This is a genomic window from Paenibacillus sp. FSL H3-0469 (assembly GCF_038051945.1).
GTDB lineage: Bacteria > Bacillota > Bacilli > Paenibacillales > Paenibacillaceae > Paenibacillus_AQ.
In genome coordinates this window covers 5,865,339-5,881,708 of sequence record NZ_CP150302.1, presented here as the reverse complement: position 1 = coordinate 5,881,708, position 16,370 = coordinate 5,865,339, and the positions used below count along the sequence as shown (strand labels likewise).

At 55.8% G+C, this 16,370-nt stretch carries 16 protein-coding genes; 12 read left to right on the top strand and 4 right to left on the bottom strand.

Features of this window, described 5'->3' with window-relative positions:
• Window positions 1-296 precede the first annotated feature (296 nt).
• Window positions 297-788 (bottom strand): NUDIX domain-containing protein, encoded by a 492-nt coding sequence (locus NSS83_RS25685; RefSeq protein ID WP_341346782.1) that lies wholly within the window; start codon window positions 786-788, stop codon window positions 297-299.
• 200 nt (window positions 789-988) lie between these two features.
• On the opposite strand from NSS83_RS25685, the gene NSS83_RS25680 reads away from it, so the two are divergent.
• Window positions 989-1,723, top strand: coding sequence for a glycerophosphodiester phosphodiesterase (locus tag NSS83_RS25680; RefSeq protein ID WP_341187209.1), 735 nt, complete (start codon window positions 989-991; stop codon window positions 1,721-1,723).
• 53 nt (window positions 1,724-1,776) lie between these two features.
• Here NSS83_RS25680 and NSS83_RS25675 read toward each other — a convergent pair whose 3' ends face one another.
• Entirely contained in the window at window positions 1,777-2,628 is an 852-nt protein-coding gene (locus NSS83_RS25675; RefSeq protein ID WP_341187208.1) for a GGDEF domain-containing protein, read from the bottom strand.
• 206 nt (window positions 2,629-2,834) lie between these two features.
• Window positions 2,835-3,413, bottom strand: coding sequence for a histidine phosphatase family protein (locus tag NSS83_RS25670; RefSeq protein ID WP_341187207.1), 579 nt, complete (start codon window positions 3,411-3,413; stop codon window positions 2,835-2,837).
• 257 nt (window positions 3,414-3,670) lie between these two features.
• Here NSS83_RS25670 and NSS83_RS25665 point away from each other — a divergent pair, with 257 nt between their 5' ends.
• The 6 genes from NSS83_RS25665 (at window position 3,671) to NSS83_RS25640 (ending at window position 10,303) form a co-directional block, all read left to right on the top strand.
• Window positions 3,671-4,777 carry a phosphodiester glycosidase family protein gene (locus NSS83_RS25665; protein WP_341348769.1) on the top strand — a complete coding sequence of 369 codons (1,107 nt, stop codon included), beginning with the start codon at window positions 3,671-3,673 and terminating at the stop codon, window positions 4,775-4,777.
• Window positions 4,778-4,988: 211 nt separating this feature from the next.
• On the top strand, window positions 4,989-6,611 hold the full coding sequence (locus NSS83_RS25660; RefSeq protein ID WP_341187206.1) for a spore germination protein: 1,623 nt from the start codon (window positions 4,989-4,991) through the stop codon (window positions 6,609-6,611).
• Window positions 6,608-7,711: an endospore germination permease gene (locus NSS83_RS25655; protein WP_341346781.1), complete on the top strand. Its 1,104-nt coding sequence runs from the start codon at window positions 6,608-6,610 to the stop codon at window positions 7,709-7,711. The genes NSS83_RS25660 and NSS83_RS25655 overlap by 4 nt, the downstream gene beginning before the upstream one ends.
• The gene (locus tag NSS83_RS25650; protein ID WP_341346780.1) at window positions 7,708-8,943 is read left to right on the top strand and encodes a Ger(x)C family spore germination protein; all 1,236 of its coding nucleotides are present in this window, start codon (window positions 7,708-7,710) and stop codon (window positions 8,941-8,943) included. The genes NSS83_RS25655 and NSS83_RS25650 overlap by 4 nt, the downstream gene beginning before the upstream one ends.
• A gap of 12 nt (window positions 8,944-8,955) precedes the next feature.
• Window positions 8,956-9,189 (top strand): hypothetical protein, encoded by a 234-nt coding sequence (locus NSS83_RS25645; protein WP_341187203.1) that lies wholly within the window; start codon window positions 8,956-8,958, stop codon window positions 9,187-9,189.
• A gap of 7 nt (window positions 9,190-9,196) precedes the next feature.
• Complete coding sequence (locus NSS83_RS25640; protein WP_341346779.1) at window positions 9,197-10,303, top strand: endospore germination permease; 1,107 nt, start codon at window positions 9,197-9,199, stop codon at window positions 10,301-10,303.
• Here the strand turns inward: NSS83_RS25640 and NSS83_RS25635 are convergent.
• Window positions 10,295-11,203, bottom strand: coding sequence for an AraC family transcriptional regulator (locus NSS83_RS25635; RefSeq protein ID WP_341346778.1), 909 nt, complete (start codon window positions 11,201-11,203; stop codon window positions 10,295-10,297). The two genes, NSS83_RS25640 and NSS83_RS25635, sit on opposite strands and share 9 nt — an antisense overlap.
• A gap of 246 nt (window positions 11,204-11,449) precedes the next feature.
• On the opposite strand from NSS83_RS25635, the gene NSS83_RS25630 reads away from it, so the two are divergent.
• The 5 genes from NSS83_RS25630 (at window position 11,450) to NSS83_RS25610 (ending at window position 16,358) form a co-directional block, all read left to right on the top strand.
• Window positions 11,450-11,704, top strand: a complete 255-nt coding sequence (locus tag NSS83_RS25630) for a FeoA family protein (protein WP_341187200.1) — start codon at window positions 11,450-11,452, stop codon at window positions 11,702-11,704.
• A complete protein-coding gene (locus NSS83_RS25625; RefSeq protein WP_341346777.1) occupies window positions 11,701-12,432 on the top strand; it encodes a FeoB small GTPase domain-containing protein in 732 nt (243 codons plus the stop codon). Before NSS83_RS25630 ends, NSS83_RS25625 begins: the two co-directional genes overlap by 4 nt.
• Window positions 12,410-13,819, top strand: coding sequence for a nucleoside recognition domain-containing protein (locus tag NSS83_RS25620; RefSeq protein WP_340756448.1), 1,410 nt, complete (start codon window positions 12,410-12,412; stop codon window positions 13,817-13,819). Before NSS83_RS25625 ends, NSS83_RS25620 begins: the two co-directional genes overlap by 23 nt.
• Before the next feature lie 410 nt (window positions 13,820-14,229).
• The gene (locus NSS83_RS25615) at window positions 14,230-15,075 is read left to right on the top strand and encodes an STM4015 family protein (protein ID WP_341346776.1); all 846 of its coding nucleotides are present in this window, start codon (window positions 14,230-14,232) and stop codon (window positions 15,073-15,075) included.
• Window positions 15,075-16,358, top strand: coding sequence for an STM4014 family protein (locus NSS83_RS25610; protein WP_341346775.1), 1,284 nt, complete (start codon window positions 15,075-15,077; stop codon window positions 16,356-16,358). The genes NSS83_RS25615 and NSS83_RS25610 overlap by 1 nt, the downstream gene beginning before the upstream one ends.
• The last annotated feature ends 12 nt before the right edge of the window (window positions 16,359-16,370 follow it).

Here is a 16,370-nt window from a genome sequence, read left to right as displayed (position 1 = left end):
GGGGTACGGAAAGTGATGGGTTACTGTACTTAATGTATTTCTCACAAGTATAAATCTGACGGACCGAAGAGACCTTATCCCCACGAGAACGCCACCTTTTGCAGCGTAAAGGACTCAGGCGACCTTACCGTCTTTCCGCGAGACGTTTTGGAGCTGAATTGCAGGGGATAAGGTCCTTGCGGTCCGTTAATCGCCCAAGTGACAACTTTCTTCCCGGATAAGAGCCCCTGTGTCCGTTACGCTAAGCCAAATGCCCCTAAAGAACAACCACCTCTTGAATAATATATATCTATTAATTACCGGACAACCGCTGTAAAATCCTCCAGAGCCCGCCCCTGTCTCAGCTTATCAATAATTGTAAGCAGGAAGCTCTCCGCGAGGCTGCCTGCTAATATGGCGTCCGCAGCTTCATCCAGTGTGAACCAGGCTGCGTGGTCCAGCTCGTCGCTCATGGCACTCAGGTCCTCCGTGTCAGCCACACTGATGTAATTGAGCATTAATGTATTAGACGGGGCGAAATACTGGCTGCGCATATATTCATAAGCAATCACCTCAAGCCCCGCTTCTTCCTTCACTTCACGGATCAGGGCCGCTTCGGCATTCTCTCCCTTATTCACGTACCCGGCGAGCAGAATGTAATCCTTGCGCTTATACTGCTGGATAAGCAGGATTCTATCGAGTCCCCGGTTCATTACGGCTGTACTCATCGCTGTGCTGAACACAGGGAATCTGAAGACGGCGCAGGCTTCACAGTAGGGCACCTCTCCTTCTCCGTTGCATTCCTTCATAACCAAAGGCTTTCCGCATTCCAGACAAAACTTCAAGCTATATCGCTTCTTTCTGTAGGTAGTATAGTTGTTGTCTATTCAAGAAACCCGTCCTTTATAGAGCAGGGGACAGGGTTTCTTGATGTGATGTGGAATATACTATAAGGGGCCCGGACACTACGGGCTGCATTACATCATAGAGATGGAGGGAACTACCCGATATGAACATCATTAATTTCGCGCATCGCGGCGCATCCGCAGCCGCCCCGGAGAACACAATGGCGGCCTTCCGCAAGGGTCTGGAGCTTGGTGCAACCGGCATTGAGACCGACGTACAAATGACCAGTGACGGAGCAGTAGTAGTCATCCATGATGAGAGTCTTAACCGCACCACTTCAGGCAGCGGTTATGTGAAGGATAAGACGCTTCGTGAGATGCTGGAGGTGGACGCAGGCTCCTGGTTCAGCCCTGAGTTCGCTGGAGAACGGATTCCGACACTGGACGAGCTGCTGGATCTGCTGCAGGGCCGGGAGACGATTCTGAATATAGAGCTGAAGAACGGGACCTTCCTCTATCCCGGCATGGAAGAGAAGGTAATCGCCGCTGTCCGGGAGCAGGGGATGAGTGAGCGGGTGGTAATCTCCAGCTTCAATCATTATTCCCTGGCCTACTGCAAGTCGCTGGCACCGGAGATCCGTACGGGTATTCTCTACGGCGAGGGACTGTACCGTCCTTGGAATTACGCGGCTACCTTGCAGGCGGATGCGCTCCATGCCCATCATTCCTCAGTGCTGCCGGAGTTCGTGAATGCCGCTGCGGAGAAAGGCATTGCCTATCATCCGTGGACGGTTAATGATCCCGAGCGGATGCAGGCATTAATCGATGCTGAGGTAGCAGGGATCATTACCGATCATCCGGATGTTCTGGCCGGGCTTTTGGCTGCCAGAGGCGTCTGACTTATGTAACACGGCTGCGCTGTCCATAGGATGGCGCAGGCTACTTATACACCTTATTGTGCTCTTGAGCTGCTGACCAGCTTCACGGAAGGAATACGGCCCTCCTGCTTGTATACGGCACAACGTCCGCTTCCCAGTTGCTTGGCACTGTACATAGCCGAATCCGCCTCCTGAAGCAGTTGCTTCGGATCGATCCGGCCCTGGCTTATCGTGATCCCGACACTCGCGGACACGAATAATTCATGGCTCTCCAGCTTATAGGTACGGGTGATGCGCTCCAGAACCTTAAGGGCAAGCTGTTCCGCCTCCTTGCGGCTGTAGCGTTTGGCGATAATGACAAATTCATCTCCGCCCACCCGAAAAATATGCCGCTTGCCCTTGCAGGTGAATTGCTGCAGGCTGGTTCCAACGGCCTCCAGTAACAGATCCCCTGTATGATGGCCGAGGGTATCATTAATCGATTTGAACCGGTTCAGGTCCAGATATAATACCGCAAGCTGCTCGCTTACTTTGCAATGATCCCAGAAATGATCCATTCCGTTCTTATTCAGCAGGCCGGTCAGCGTATCCCGGTATGCCAATTCCTTAAGCTGCTCACGCTCCCCAAGGATCATGCGCATCCGCAGGAACAGATACAGAATACCGGCAAGTGTCAGCATGTACAGGAACAAAGAGATCAACAGGCTTTTGCCTTCTGTAGTAAAGCCGGTTAAGGCTCTTCTGCCCAGCAGATGCATGCAACCAAGCCCGGCACTAATTACCAGTACCACAAGGCTCGAGCGGACCGCCCGGGTTCTTTGCGGTTGTCTGGCGAAATCCCTTGTCAGTCTAAGCGTGCTATATACGGTCAGTACTCCTATAAGTATGGATAGAATCGTCAGCATATAATTGCGGGCCTCTTCCACTAGTCTTATGCCCTCCTTCAACCTATCAATGAATTTATGAATTTATCGCTTTCAAGCGCTACTGTACAGGAATAGACTGAACAAATTCTGAACAACGCCGGCAGGAGATGCTGGACATAAATCTCCCCCCCCACCGGATAGCACTAAGCCTATTATCGGCAGGACCGGCGCTTTATTGTAATGAAATGCTCTGAAAATATCCACGTCTATCCGTCCATATGCTCCGCGCTGTTGTACAATTCACAGCTCCAGCTATCATTCTCTTTGACCAGGCAGGTGATAGAGGTGTTCTTCAGCAGCACACTTACATCCAGGGAGGGCACAAGTCCAGCCAGCGTACTCCGTAGAATAGCTCCGTGGCTGACTACCAGCACATTGCTGCCGGGATGGCGCGCAGCAAGCTCTTCAATCGCCCGCACGCCACGCTCACGGGCCATCTCCTGACTCTCCAGCTTCAGATCCATCGTCTTCCACTGGCTGCCAAAGCGCTCGATCCGCTCGTGCTCTGTGGTTCCTTCAATTAATCCGCCGTTCATCTCCCGGATGTCCGGAAGCAGACCGGCCAGCGGGATACCCAATCTCCCGGCGATGGTCTCCGCCGTCTGTCTGGCCCGCAGCAAATCGCTTGAATAGATATAATCCCACGCTTCACCGCTTAGCCGCTCCGCAAGCACGCCAGCCTGCCGGAAGCCTTCCTCGTCCAGAGGATTATCCGTGTGGCCCTGGACCCGCCCCTCTTGATTCCAGCGTGTGCTGCCGTGCCGGATTAAGCCTATTCTTGTCATGATCGCTACCACCCTTATATGCAGATATTCTAATGTGATCCCATTATAAACCAACCCGCTGCTGGATGCATGCTCCATTGACGGTAACGGGAGACGATTATATGATGGTAGCTCAAGTGCTGCATTCTGGGGTCTGTTCCAGAATCATCCTAACCTGCAGATTAACCTGCTATAATCCAAAGGAGATTTTGTGTATCATGAAAAAACTGCTCACCCTCTTTACCGCCTTCTGTCTGCTGGCTGTCCTTCTTCCAGCCATGCAATCCGGTGCCGCTGCGGCACCGCAGCCCAAGCTTGCCGTATATGTGGACAAGGAGAATCATTCCTTCATCCCGCTCCGCTTCCTGAACGGCTTCGCCGGCATCCAATCTGTGCTCACCGCTTCCGGCGGCCAGATCCAGCTGTCACGCGGTGAGAATTCCATTACCTTCACTCCAGGCAAGCCCGGGGCTTCCGTCAACGGCAAGCCCGTTACCGTAAGTGTGCGGCCTTTCAGTGAGAACGGGACCACCTACGTCCCCTTGTCTCTTGTAAGCCAGACACTCGGCATACAGCTCCAGTGGAATAAGGAGGCCGGATCGCTTACGCTGACAAGCGGAGCGGATACAGGAACCGCAGAGACAGCCACCCTGCCTGTACAGAACGGCAGCCTGATTAAGAGCGGCTCGCCTGCTGTAATCAGCGGACATCATACCTACAAGGTCGGCAGCCGCTCCTTCAGCGTCCAGACGGTCACAGTCTCCCTGCTGCATCCTTCGGTGAGGCTGGATGCCGTTCTGGCCGGGAATACTGTCGGCAAGACTGAAGCTCTTGCCAGCATCGCCAAGCGCAGCAATGCCGTCGCCGCGATCAACGGCACGTTCTTCGCCGCGTATACCAATGATGCCTTCAAGGCTCCTTACGGCTACATCATCAGCGGCGGCAAGATGCTGAAGAACAGCTCTGGAGACAAACGGGCGGTCTTCGCTTACGACCGCAATATGCTCGCTGAGCTCATTCCGGGCAGTGAATTCAAGGCACGCTTCGATTCCGGTTCCATTCTCGGCGCGCTTCAGGCAGGACCACGGCTGCTGGTTAACGGGAAGGTCGCGCTGAATGTGGCGGGGGAAGGCTTCCGGGACCCCAAAATCCTGACCGGCGGAGGCTCCCGCAGCGCGCTGGGCATCACCCGCGATCATAAGCTGATTCTGCTGACCTCCGGCGGGGCAACGATTCCCCAGCTGGCGGAAATTATGAAGCAGGCCGGAGCCTACCAGGCGATGAACCTCGATGGCGGCGCCTCCAGCGGCCTATATTACAACGGCAAGTACCTGACGACTCCGGGACGCCTGATCAGCAACGCTCTGGTTGTTCAGACTAAATAATATACCCAGCTTAGAGTGTAAATCTAAAGTGTTTATGAAACTGCCTTTATGGAATGCTGCGAAGCTGCCATTCCTGAGGGGCGGTTTCTTTTTTGATTCCAGTTGCTGTTATACGCGTTCAGTTCAATCTGCAATCAGGCAGAATAAGGAATAGGTCTCTGGGGGATAATACGCCAACACATCCAGATTCCAGCAGAAAGGGGTGCCCAGGATGCCTCAACAACCGAAGAAGAGCCGTAAGACTACCCAAGATCCTGTAGATACCTTCGTGCCTGCACCGCTTCCGCTGAAGCTCTCCCTTGAGGATAATTTGCATGAATTGAGCCATCGGATCGGCAGCAGCTCGGATATTGTCATCCGCCATTATAAGAGCGAAGCTGAGCCTCCGCTTTCCCTTGCCTTCATCTATATTGACGGTCTGGTCAACGCCGATACCGTCAACCAGGCGGTCCTCCAGTCCTTGATGGGGAACAGCACGCTGAACGGAGATGGGATGACCACAGAGGCTGCCTTTAATCTAATAAAGGAGTATATCCTGCCGGTTGGGGGAGTTAAGGAGGCCCGGACTCTGGAGGTGCTGCTGCCCCTGCTGTTTGACGGCTATACCCTGATACTGTTCGAGGGTCTTCAGGTCGCACTGGCCGCCGACACCTCCGGCTGGGAGAAAAGAAGCATTAATGAGCCAACCTCCCAGGGAGTTATCCGCGGACCGAAGGAAGGCTTCACCGAGAGCCTGCGCACCGGAACCTCCATGCTGCGCCGCCGCTTGAAAACCGCCGATCTGCGGATTGAGGAATATACCATCGGCCAGCGTACCGGGACCGGAATTGCTCTTGTCTATCTGAAGGGCCTCGCCAGTGAACAGGTGCTGGCCGAAATCCGCCGCCGGCTGAACGCCATCAATACCGATGCCATTCTGGAGAGCAATTATATTGAAGAATTCATTCAAGACGGCGGCCTGACGCCCTTTCCCACCATTCAGAATACCGAACGTCCCGACGCTATGGCCGGAGGCATTCTGGAAGGCCAGGTCGGGATTATCATTGACGGCACTCCCTTTGCGCTGCTGGCCCCGTCCACCTTCTTCAACTTTTTTCAATCCAGCGAGGATTATTACCAGCGGTATGATATTTCCTCCTTCCTGCGGCTGATCCGCTATGGTGCATTCTTCGTCTCTATGCTGCTGCCTGCACTTTATATTGCCGTTACTACCTTTCACCAGGAGATGCTGCCGACCACCCTGCTTATAAGTCTGGCTGCCCAACGGGAAGGCGTTCCGCTCCCCGCATTTGCTGAGGCGCTGCTGATGGAGCTGACCTTCGACGTCCTGCGTGAAGCGGGGGTACGTATGCCGCGGACCATCGGGCCGGCCATCTCCATCGTCGGTGCGCTGGTGCTGGGGCAGGCTGCCGTTCAAGCCGGGCTGGTCTCGGCGGCGATGGTCATTGTGGTTTCTTTTACCGCCATCTCGAACTTCGTGATTCCGTCACTGGCCATCGCCAACTCCATCCGGCTGATCCGCTTCGTGATGATGTTCATCGCTGCCTCGCTCGGTCTGTTCGGCATTATGTCCTTCCTGATGGTGCTGCTGATTCATATGGCGGGTCTGCGCTCCTTCGGCGTGCCCTATCTGTCTCCGGTTGCGCCCATGATTCCGCGTTATCTGAAGGACATCTTCATCCGTGTTCCGCTGTGGAGCATGAATATGCGTCCCAAGACCAATTTGGGCAAGGAGACCCGCAGACAAGCCCCTAACCAGAAGCCGCAGCCCGTTGAAAATGCAGCTAATCCATCACCGGCACAGCCTAAGCCGCAGGGAGAGGGTCCAGCATGAATGGAAAAATCGGCACCACCCAAGCCGCCATGCTTGTCGTCAATACCATCCTGCCGACGGCCACTGTCGTGCTGCCTATCATTATCAGTACCTATGCAGAGCAGGACGCTCCACTGGCAATTATCATGTCTACCGCAGCGGGGCTGCTCATTGCATGGATCGTCGGGGCGGTGATTCAGAACAGTAACGGCGCTCCTTTTCTGGAGTGGGTCGGGGAGAAAAGCTCCCCGGTGGTTGCAGTCATCCTGGGTCTGCTGATGCTCCAGTTCTACCTGGACACCACCGCAACCATTCTGCGGGAGTTCGTCAATTTCGTTAAAGACAATGTTCTGATTAACACCCCGGTCACGGTGCTGGTCATACTCATTCTCTTCATCACTATCTATATGGTCAGGCAGGGACTTGAAGCGATTGCCAGAGTGAACAGTCTGGTGATTCTGCTGTATCTGTTCTTCGTACCGCTGTATCTGTTCGGGCTCTATAATGATCTGAATGTGCATCATCTGCTGCCCATGTTCGATCATAATCTGGCTGAGATCACCCTGGCAAGCCTGACACCAACTGCATGGATGTCTGAAGTGGCGGTGCTGCTGTTCCTGGCCCCTTACCTGCAATATCCGCAGCGGGCCAAGATTATCGGCTGGACAGGCCTGCTGTTCGTGGCCGCACTGATGATGTTCTCCCTGATCACAGCCCTGATGGTCTTCGGCCCGGAATTCATTAAGCTGAGCAGCTACCCTGGCTTCGCTACCATCAGCATCCTCCGGATCGGCCGGTTCATAGAGAAGCTCGATATTCTCTTCATCTCATATTGGGTGCTGTCAATCTATCTCAAATTCGCCATCTTCCTGTTCGTGACGGTGGAATGCTTCAAGCAGACCTTCCGGGTCAGCAGCAGCCGGCCCTTCATCGGCGCACTGGGTCTGATCATTGCTCTGGAGTGCCTGTTCTCCTGGAAAAGCTCCGCAAAGCTGAATGTCTATAACGAGGAAGGGCGGTTCGTGGTCTTCTTCCTGTTCAACGTTCTGGTACCGCTGGGCGCAGTCTTGCTGAACAGATTGCACAAGGCCCGGTCTAAACGGAAGGGGCTGGAGACATGATGAACAAACCTGGCAAGCTGCTGCGCCTTCTGCCCCTTCTCCCGCTTCTCTCCCTCCTGCTCTCCGGCTGTTGGGATGACCGGGAGCTTAACGAGCTGGGTATTACCTCCGGTTCCGCCTATGACTGGGAGAACAATCAATGGAAGGCGACCTATCAGGTCATTAACCCCTCCTCAGGGGCCAGCGGGATGGGCGGCAGCGGAGGGGGCAGCACCAGCTCGCCGCCCTTCCTCACGTTCACCGTCAAGGGCCGGACGATTATGGAGGCCATTGAACGGACGAATCTGACCAGTACGCGGGAGATGTTCTTCTCCCACTCCAGAATTACCGTCATCGGCGAGAGCCTGGCCAGACACGGAATCAATCAGCTGATTGATATGTTCCTGCGCAAGCAGGATGCCCGGGAGACGGTCTTTGTCTTTATCTCCCAGGGCGATGCCGGAATGATTCTGGATCAGCTGATGCAGATGACCAAGAATCAGGGCGCCGGCATCCAGCTCATGATTGAACAGGAATCAAGACTCTTGTCCTACTATCCGGGAACCCGCCTGTATGAACTGGCGATGGCGCTGGCCTCTGAGTCCAAAAGCGCGGTGTTGCCGGAGATTCTGCTGACCGGCTCCCAGACGATGGATGAGACCAGTGAGACCGCAGTTACCGACCTGCCCTCGCGGCTGGCGCTGGGAAGGCTGGGCGTCATTAAAGGAGATACGTTCGCGGGCTGGCTCAGCCAGAAGCAGGCATTCGGACTTTCTTTTCTGACCGATAATGTTGATTCTGCCACCATCGCCTTCCCCTCCCGGCCGGCAGCAAGCGACAAGCTCGACGCATCCTTCGTCCTGCAGAATTCGGCCACCACCATACGCCCTGTCTGGGCCAAGGATCATTATGTGATGGAGGTTAACGTGAAGGGCAGCGGTGTGCTGACGGAGCTTGGCAGCATCATGGATCTGAACGACCGCAAGGCGATCAGTGAGATGGAGGAATCTCTGGAGCAACGGGTGCTGGAGCTAATGAATAACGCCTGGACAGAGGTCAAGCGGCTGAAGGCAGACGTCACCGGTTTTGCTGTGAGAGTACACCGGAGCGATCCGAAGCGCTGGAAGCAGATTGAGCAGGAGAAGAGCTGGGACAGCGTCTTTCAGGAGATCGAGCTCCGCCCGCAGGTCTCCATTGAGATGGAACGGACCGGACTCAGCAACAAATCGTTCAAGTCTGTCCAGCAGAAGTAAAGGAGCATATCTATGAAAATAGCTATTACTCTTCTACTGTATGTGCTGGCCTACGGGTGGGGATGGAGAATGCTGCGCGGAGAAGGGCACCGCCGGCGGCGGCTCTTACTTGGCTGCATTATGGCGTACGGGGCTTATCTTAATATATGCGGTATTACCGATACTCCTCATCTGTCACTGGGCCTCCTGTATACGGCGCTCTTTCAGCCTGTGGGCAGAGCCATTATCTATTGGTTAGGAGGCTGAGAACCTTATGGTGAACAACAAACAGGTCAAAGAACAGGTCTCTTCCCTGCAGATTGCGTTCATGATTATGCTCTTTGAAATCGGCAGCACGCCGCTGTTCCTGCTGGGGGGCACCGCCAAGCAGGATTCCTGGCTGGCGATGTGTGCAGGTTCAGCGGCGGGCTTCGCCCTTCTCCTTGTGCTGATGTGGATTCAGCACCGGTCTCCGGGCGCGGACCTGATTGGAATGCTCAAAGCTCATTTCGGCACAGCTCCCGGGGCGTTCATCGGCGCGGTGTACAGCTTGTACTTCGCTTATCAGTCCATGCGCAATGTCCGCGATCTCGGCGAGCTGACGGCGATGACCATGCTGCCGAGAACCCCGATGGCCATTACGATGCTGGTGTTCGTGCTGCTGGCCTTATATGCCATTTGGAAGGGGGCGGAGGTCGTCTTCAGGCTGCCTGAGGTGCTGCTTCCAGTCATGCTGTTCTTCTATTTTCTGCTTGTTCTGATGCTGGCCATCATGGGAGTGATCGATTTCAGCCGTCTGACGCCGGTGATGGAGGGCGGGTTGATGCCGGTGCTGCAAGCGGCGCTGCCGGAGATCGTCTCGTTTCCCTTCGGGCAGATGATTGTGTTTCTGATGCTATGGACGTTATGGGAGAAGCCCGGTATGCCTGTAAAATACACAGTGAACGCCTACCTGATCATCAGCGCGTTCCTGATCTTCATGAATGCGCTGAATGTGGCCGTCCTCGGCCCGGCGATTGCGGGAGTGAGCCAGCTGCCTTTTCTCAAAACCGTCCGGGTGCTGTCCAACCTCAAATTCGTCGAACGGCTTGATATTCTCGTCACCATCCAGCTCTTCCTGGGGCTGCTGATCAAGATGATGCTCTTCTACTTCTGTTCCGTAAAAGCTCTTGCAGAGCTGACCGGCAAACCGGCCAAATGGTGGGTCTTCCCTGTGGGGGCCGTCATCTACGGTTCCTCATTCCTCGAACGGGATTACACCCAGCATATCGCCATCGGCCTCGGGCCAAGCCTTAAGCTTGACCCGGTATTCCAGGTCGCCATTCCGCTGCTGCTGGCCCTGTCGATCTGGGTGCGGGGCCGGTTACAGCGTTCAGCTTGAAGCAGATTGCTCCGGCTGTTGCTGCTGGTCGAACTTCAGATTCTGCGGCCCGGACGGAAGGTTCACTGCACCTGTAGAGCCATCCGTTACGGGTACATCCTTGCCTACTTCCTCGAATTCACATTCGCCCAGCCATACCTGTCCGGTTCCGCTCAGCAGGATTCCGATATTGATTACGTCGGCTTCCGACGGAATATCCATTACGCAGGCATAGTGGTTCCATTCCGTGGTACCTTGTATGCTCCGGTTCTGCATGTTATCAAAAGCCAGCATATTCTGCTGATTATCATCCACTCTCATCCACAGGCCGCTCCAGCCGGTGACATCCTCCGTTCTTACGAACCCGGAGAAGCGCATCCGCTTCCCCCGATACTCTCTTGCCTGAAACTGCTGCATTAAGGTTCCAAAACCATTGTCGTCCTGCGCAGCCTCTTCATTCGAATGAAGATGCATGGAGGGACTTGTCTTATAGCAGACGCGGGGATCAATCTCTACCTTATAGTTGTCCGGTTGAGTACCTGTTATATACCAGCCTGTAATCTCTGACATTGTAAATACCTCTCTTTCCTGAATCAATAGTCTCACCTGCGATCTGTACAGCGCAGGCGGCAAATCATAGATTTCCTTGAAAGCTCTTGTAAAAGCCTCCTGGCTCTCAAAGCCGTACTGCAGCGCAATCTCAAGAATACGCGTCTCGGAGTACAGCAGGAGATTGGCGGCTTGGCTGAGACGGCGGGCCCGGATATATTCATGGACATTTTTGTTCACATATTTCCGGAAAACCCGGTGAAAATGATATTTGGACAACCCTGCTGCCTTAGCCACCTTCTCCAAATCCAAATCCTCTTCCAAATGCTGCTCAATAAATTCGATGCTCTTGTGAATCAATTGGTAGTGCATTACTCTCACCCCCTCCACAACTCAAAGTATATATTAGGTACCGGAAACACTTTTGATAAATCTTGCTCTATTTATCTTTCCCTAAGGAAACATTATTGTTGCAAGGACAAATTTATTTACGTATACTAATCTTGTGGCAGGATGCAATATTTTGTTCCCTGCACAATATACTATACAAATGCATATTTCATACTTAAGGATAACTATAACTATTCATTCATTATTCATACGAAAGTGGGAGTGCTTATGGCCGGAGCCGTAATTCCATTGTCTGAAGCTACGAACGGCAGCACGCTGCGGATCAGCGGCATCGAGGTCCAGGGTGTGCTGCGGAGAAGATTGCTTGATCTCGGATTTGTCACCGGGAACCGTGTAGAAGTGCTGCGGCGCAGCCCGCTCGGCGACCCTACGGCTTACCGGATCAGCAATACGACCATTGCCCTGCGGCGGGAAGAGAGTTCCCTCATTTATGGCGAACTGATTGGAGGCGGAGAAGGATGAGCGAGTATATCGTAGCTTTTGCGGGCAACCCCAATACAGGCAAAAGCACGCTGTTCAACCTGTTGACCGGGATGCGCCAGCACACCGGCAACTGGGCCGGCAAAACCGTAGTCACCGCTGAAGGGCGGTTCACCCACAAGGAGCATACCTACCGGGCCGTTGACCTTCCCGGCACCTATTCGCTCTACTCCAATTCCGCCGATGAAGAGGCGGCCCGGGACTATATTATTTTTGAAGAGCCGGATGTAACGCTGGTGGTTCTGGATGCCACATCACTGGAGCGCAACCTCAATCTGGCCCTGCAGGTACTGGAGATTACGGGACGCGCGGTGGTCTGCATCAACCTGATCGATGAAGCCAAGCGGCTGGGCATTGATATTAATCTGAAGCGGATGGCGGAGCGCCTCGGTGTGCCTGTCACGGCCATTTCGGCCCGCAACGGGACCGGTATTGAAGCGCTGCTGGATCAGATCGCACGCGTAGCTACCGGTGAGTTCAGGGCAGAACCGCTGAAGATTACCTATGGCGAAGAGATTGAGCAAGGCATTGCCGAACTGATCCCCATGGTGGAGCAGACAGTCGGTGCCAGATATCCGGCACGCTGGATTGCCCTGCGCCTGCTGGACGGTGACCACAGCCTGCTGGCTTCCCTCAAAGCCCATATGGGACGCAAGGGTATATCTGTAGCGAAGGAGGTAGCCCGCCATGGAGTCACCGCATGCCATTAACGGCCAGGACCCGCTTGATTCCCTGCTCGCAACCGCGAAGAAGCTGGCAGACAAAGGCGCGGTCCGCGACGAGATCGTCAGCGGAATCTACGGCGTATCGGCCGGAATCTGCAGCGATGCCGTTACTTATCACGATAAGAAGAAGCTAGGCAGCACCTACAAGCTGGATAATATCGTCACTTCGAAGATCTGGGGCTTCCCTATTATGCTCGCCGGCCTTGGTCTGGTATTCTGGATTACCATTGCCGGCGCCAACTATCCTTCCGGCTGGATTGCTTCCCTCTTCAGCTGGATTGAAGGCTATCTGACCGCCGGCTTCGAGGCTGTTCATGCCCCCGCCTGGCTGCACGGCGTCCTTGTGCTGGGACTGTACCGCGGCACCTCATGGGTCATCAGCGTCATGCTGCCGCCTATGATGATTTTCTTCCCGGTGTTCGCGCTGCTGGAGAACTTCGGCTATCTGCCCCGGGTGGCTTTTAATATGGACCGCTTGTTCAAGAAATCCGGTGGGCATGGCAAGCAGGCCCTGACGATGTCGATGGGCTTCGGCTGCAACGCTGCCGCTATTCTGTCCACCCGCATTATTGAATCGCCCCGCGAACGGATGCTGGCCATTCTGACCAACAACTTCGTCCCGTGCAACGGCCGCTGGCCTACGCTTATCCTGCTCTCCTCCATGTTCATGGTCGGCGCGGCCACCACCGGGGCACTGCGTACCTTCTCCACTGCGCTGGTGCTGATGGGGATCGTGCTGGTCGGAATTGTTGTCACCCTGAGCGTATCGTGGATCATGTCCAAAACCGCGCTGCGCGGTGTGCCAACTCACTACACCCTGGAGCTGCCGCCTTACCGCCGCCCGCAGATCTGGAAGACCATTGTCCGCTCCTCCAAGGAAAAGTCCCTCAATGTGCTGACCCGCGCCATCGTCGTGGCCGCTCCGGCAGGGATCATCACCTGGATTCTCGGCAATGTATTTGTCGGCGGGGAGAGTGTGCTGAATCATATGGCGGCCTGGTTCGATCCGTTCGCGCAGCTGCTCGGCATGGACGGCTTCATTATTATGGCCTTCATCCTCGGCCTGCCCGCTAACGAGATTGTACTGCCTATCCTGCTGATGGGCTACATGTCCTCCGGGGCCATGGTCGATATCGAGGGTCTCGGCAGCATTAAGGACATCTTCCTGAGCCACGGCTGGACCTGGCTGACGGCGCTGAATATGATGCTGTTCTCCCTGCTCCACTATCCTTGCGGCACCACACTCGTGAACATCTACAAGGAGACCAAAAGCCTGAAATGGGCTGTGCTCTCCGCTGTAATCCCGCTCGCCATCGCTATCGGCGTAACCTTCGCGGTGGCTTCGGCAGCGCGGCTGTTCGGCTGGGTGTAAATCATGCAGAGCACTATTCCCCCGGACGGGCGGATAGTGCTTTTTTGCGCTCTGGGGCGCATCCTTCACGGCAACCCCCGCCGCGCCACCGCTGCGCCGAATGTGATCGGTTTTTAGATTACATTGGGACCACACACCACCGCCGTGCCAAATGTGATCGGTTTTCCGATTACATTCGGATCACGCGCCCACGGCCACGCTAAATGTGATCGGTTTTTCGATTACATTCGGACCACACGCCACCGCCACGCCCAATGTGGTCGGTTTTTCGATTACATTTGACCCGTACACCCCCGTGGTTACAGGAGTTAACAGGCAAATAGGGACACTTGTTCCTCTGTTATTTGACTCTCCCTCACCCTACATGTTAGGGTGATTTGGAAGGTACTATTTTCCGGGAGGGATTGTTCATGACAGCAGTGAAGCTCAGTATTGATTATGATGCATTTGAGGAAGGCAAACGGATGGAGACGGAGATTGAACGCTTAAGCAGCAGCCCAGAAGCGGCTACCCTGACCAGCCTGACGATTGGCGACTGGGGACAAGCTTATGAGCAGAGTTCGGAGCTTGTCGTCGAGGCTCTGGTGAAGCATAAAGCAAACTTCCCGGCACTCCGTAAGCTGTTCATCGGGGACATGAGCTATGAGGAATGTGAAATTTCGTGGATTAACCAGACCGATCTCTCACCGCTGCTGCCCGCTTATCCTGAGCTGCAATCCCTGACTGCACAAGGCGGTACCGGTCTGCGTCTGAGCCAGCTGCAGCACGACAAGCTCGAAGAGCTGATTATCATTACAGGCGGACTTGGCAAGGATGTGCTGGCGGATATCGCCGCTTCCACTCTGCCTAACCTGCAGAAGCTCGAACTCTATCTTGGGGTGGACAATTACGGCTTCGACGGCGGGCTGGAGGACCTTCTGCCGCTGATCGAGCCTGGGAAATTCCCTAAGCTAACCTATCTCGGACTCAAAAACAGTGAGATACAGGACGAAATTGCCGCAGCCCTGGCGGATGCGCCGATTCTGGACCAGCTCCATACCCTGGATATGTCACTGGGAACGCTTAGCGACACCGGCGCAGAGGCGCTGCTTGCCAGCGAGCGGGTCAAGGGACTGAAGCTGCTCAATCTGAGCCATCACTTCATGTCTGACGAGATGCTGCTGCGTCTGAAGAACAGCGGCTTGCCGGTCGATGTCAGCGACCAGCAGCAGGCCGATGACGATGATGACTGGCGTTATCCGTCAATCACAGAATAATGCAGACCGCAGAGCCGCTGATTGTCTTCTGCCAGCCCGGCGACCGGCGCTCGGCCGGTATCCAGCAGGCGCGCTCGCGTCTCGGGATGCCCCCGGCGCTGCTGATTCCCTACGCCGGGCTGCTGGAGGGCCAGCCGCTGGCTGATCTGCTGGAGCAGGCTGTGGACGGAACGCAGGCGCAGCGCCTGCGGCCCGATTCTCCAGGAGGCAGCTTCAGCGCGCACTCCGCGCTGGAGCCCGCCGCCGCAGCATACCCCCCGCTGCTGCGGCTCGAGTCCCCCGGCGGCAGCTTCGCGCTGGAGCGGGCGCTTATCGCGCTGGGCGCACCGGATGCGCCGGACGCGGACGACTCGCTGCACCCGTTCGGGCAGCAGCCGGACCTGCGGCCGCTAAGCTTCAAAGCGGCCTCCGCCCTGAAGGATCTGCCCGGCGTGCTGCATCACCCGTCCCAGTGGTTCCGCGGCTACTGCCGCCTGCTGGCGCGGCTCCGGCAGGAGGCTGGGCAGCTCCTGCCCGCCTCCCGCTGGACCAACGACCCGGCAGAGATCGCAGCCATGACGGACAAGCGCCGGACCCAGCAGATTCTGGCTGAGTCCGGCGTGTCTGTTCCCCGGCCGCTCCGCGGCAGCGGCGGACAAGTCCCCGTGGACTACGCCTCCCTGCGCGAGCTGATGCTGTCGCAGCGGATGCACCGCGTATTCATCAAGCTGGCCAGCGGCTCCGCCGCTTCCGGCGTGATTGCTTATCAGCTGAACCCGGCCACGGGAGCTGAGTCAGCGGTCACTACCATCGGGGTCGAGAGCTATATCACCCGGCCCCCGGTGTATTATAATTCCGGCAAGCTGCAGCGCTATACAGATTCTGCCCGCCTTGCCGGCATCATTAACTGGCTCTACCGCCACGGCGCCTATGCCGAGCAGTGGATTCCGAAGCCCGGCAGGGACGGGCATTCCTTCGACATCCGCCAGCTGGTTGTCGCTGGAGAAGCCTGCCACGCTGTCGCCAGGGTCAGCACCACACCGATTACGAATCTGCATCTGCGCAGCCGGCGGATGACCCCGGCGGAAGCCGGGCTGACCGAAGCGCAGCAAGCGGAGGTACGCCGGACAGCGGAGGCTTCGCTGGCCGCTTTTCCGAACTGTTCCGTCGCGGGCATCGATGTGCTGGTTGGAAGCACCGGGCAGACGTATACGGCGGATGTGAATCCTTTTGGCGACTTGTTGTACGATGTTGAATACCAAGGCTGCAGCACCTACGAATGGGAAATGAAGCAGCTGTCTTAGGAGGAATCCGGC

Coding starts and splice junctions, on each gene's coding strand:
- NSS83_RS25685 (WP_341346782.1), bottom strand. CDS start 788: ATGAAGGAATGCAACGGAGAAGGAGAGGTGCCCTACTGTGAAGCCTGC.
- NSS83_RS25680 (WP_341187209.1), top strand. CDS start 989: ATGAACATCATTAATTTCGCGCATCGCGGCGCATCCGCAGCCGCCCCG.
- NSS83_RS25670 (WP_341187207.1), bottom strand. CDS start 3,413: ATGACAAGAATAGGCTTAATCCGGCACGGCAGCACACGCTGGAATCAA.
- NSS83_RS25665 (WP_341348769.1), top strand. CDS start 3,671: ATGCAATCCGGTGCCGCTGCGGCACCGCAGCCCAAGCTTGCCGTATAT.
- NSS83_RS25660 (WP_341187206.1), top strand. CDS start 4,989: ATGCCTCAACAACCGAAGAAGAGCCGTAAGACTACCCAAGATCCTGTA.
- NSS83_RS25655 (WP_341346781.1), top strand. CDS start 6,608: ATGAATGGAAAAATCGGCACCACCCAAGCCGCCATGCTTGTCGTCAAT.
- NSS83_RS25650 (WP_341346780.1), top strand. CDS start 7,708: ATGATGAACAAACCTGGCAAGCTGCTGCGCCTTCTGCCCCTTCTCCCG.
- NSS83_RS25645 (WP_341187203.1), top strand. CDS start 8,956: ATGAAAATAGCTATTACTCTTCTACTGTATGTGCTGGCCTACGGGTGG.
- NSS83_RS25640 (WP_341346779.1), top strand. CDS start 9,197: ATGGTGAACAACAAACAGGTCAAAGAACAGGTCTCTTCCCTGCAGATT.
- NSS83_RS25635 (WP_341346778.1), bottom strand. CDS start 11,203: ATGCACTACCAATTGATTCACAAGAGCATCGAATTTATTGAGCAGCAT.
- NSS83_RS25630 (WP_341187200.1), top strand. CDS start 11,450: ATGGCCGGAGCCGTAATTCCATTGTCTGAAGCTACGAACGGCAGCACG.
- NSS83_RS25625 (WP_341346777.1), top strand. CDS start 11,701: ATGAGCGAGTATATCGTAGCTTTTGCGGGCAACCCCAATACAGGCAAA.
- NSS83_RS25620 (WP_340756448.1), top strand. CDS start 12,410: ATGGAGTCACCGCATGCCATTAACGGCCAGGACCCGCTTGATTCCCTG.
- NSS83_RS25615 (WP_341346776.1), top strand. CDS start 14,230: ATGACAGCAGTGAAGCTCAGTATTGATTATGATGCATTTGAGGAAGGC.
- NSS83_RS25610 (WP_341346775.1), top strand. CDS start 15,075: ATGCAGACCGCAGAGCCGCTGATTGTCTTCTGCCAGCCCGGCGACCGG.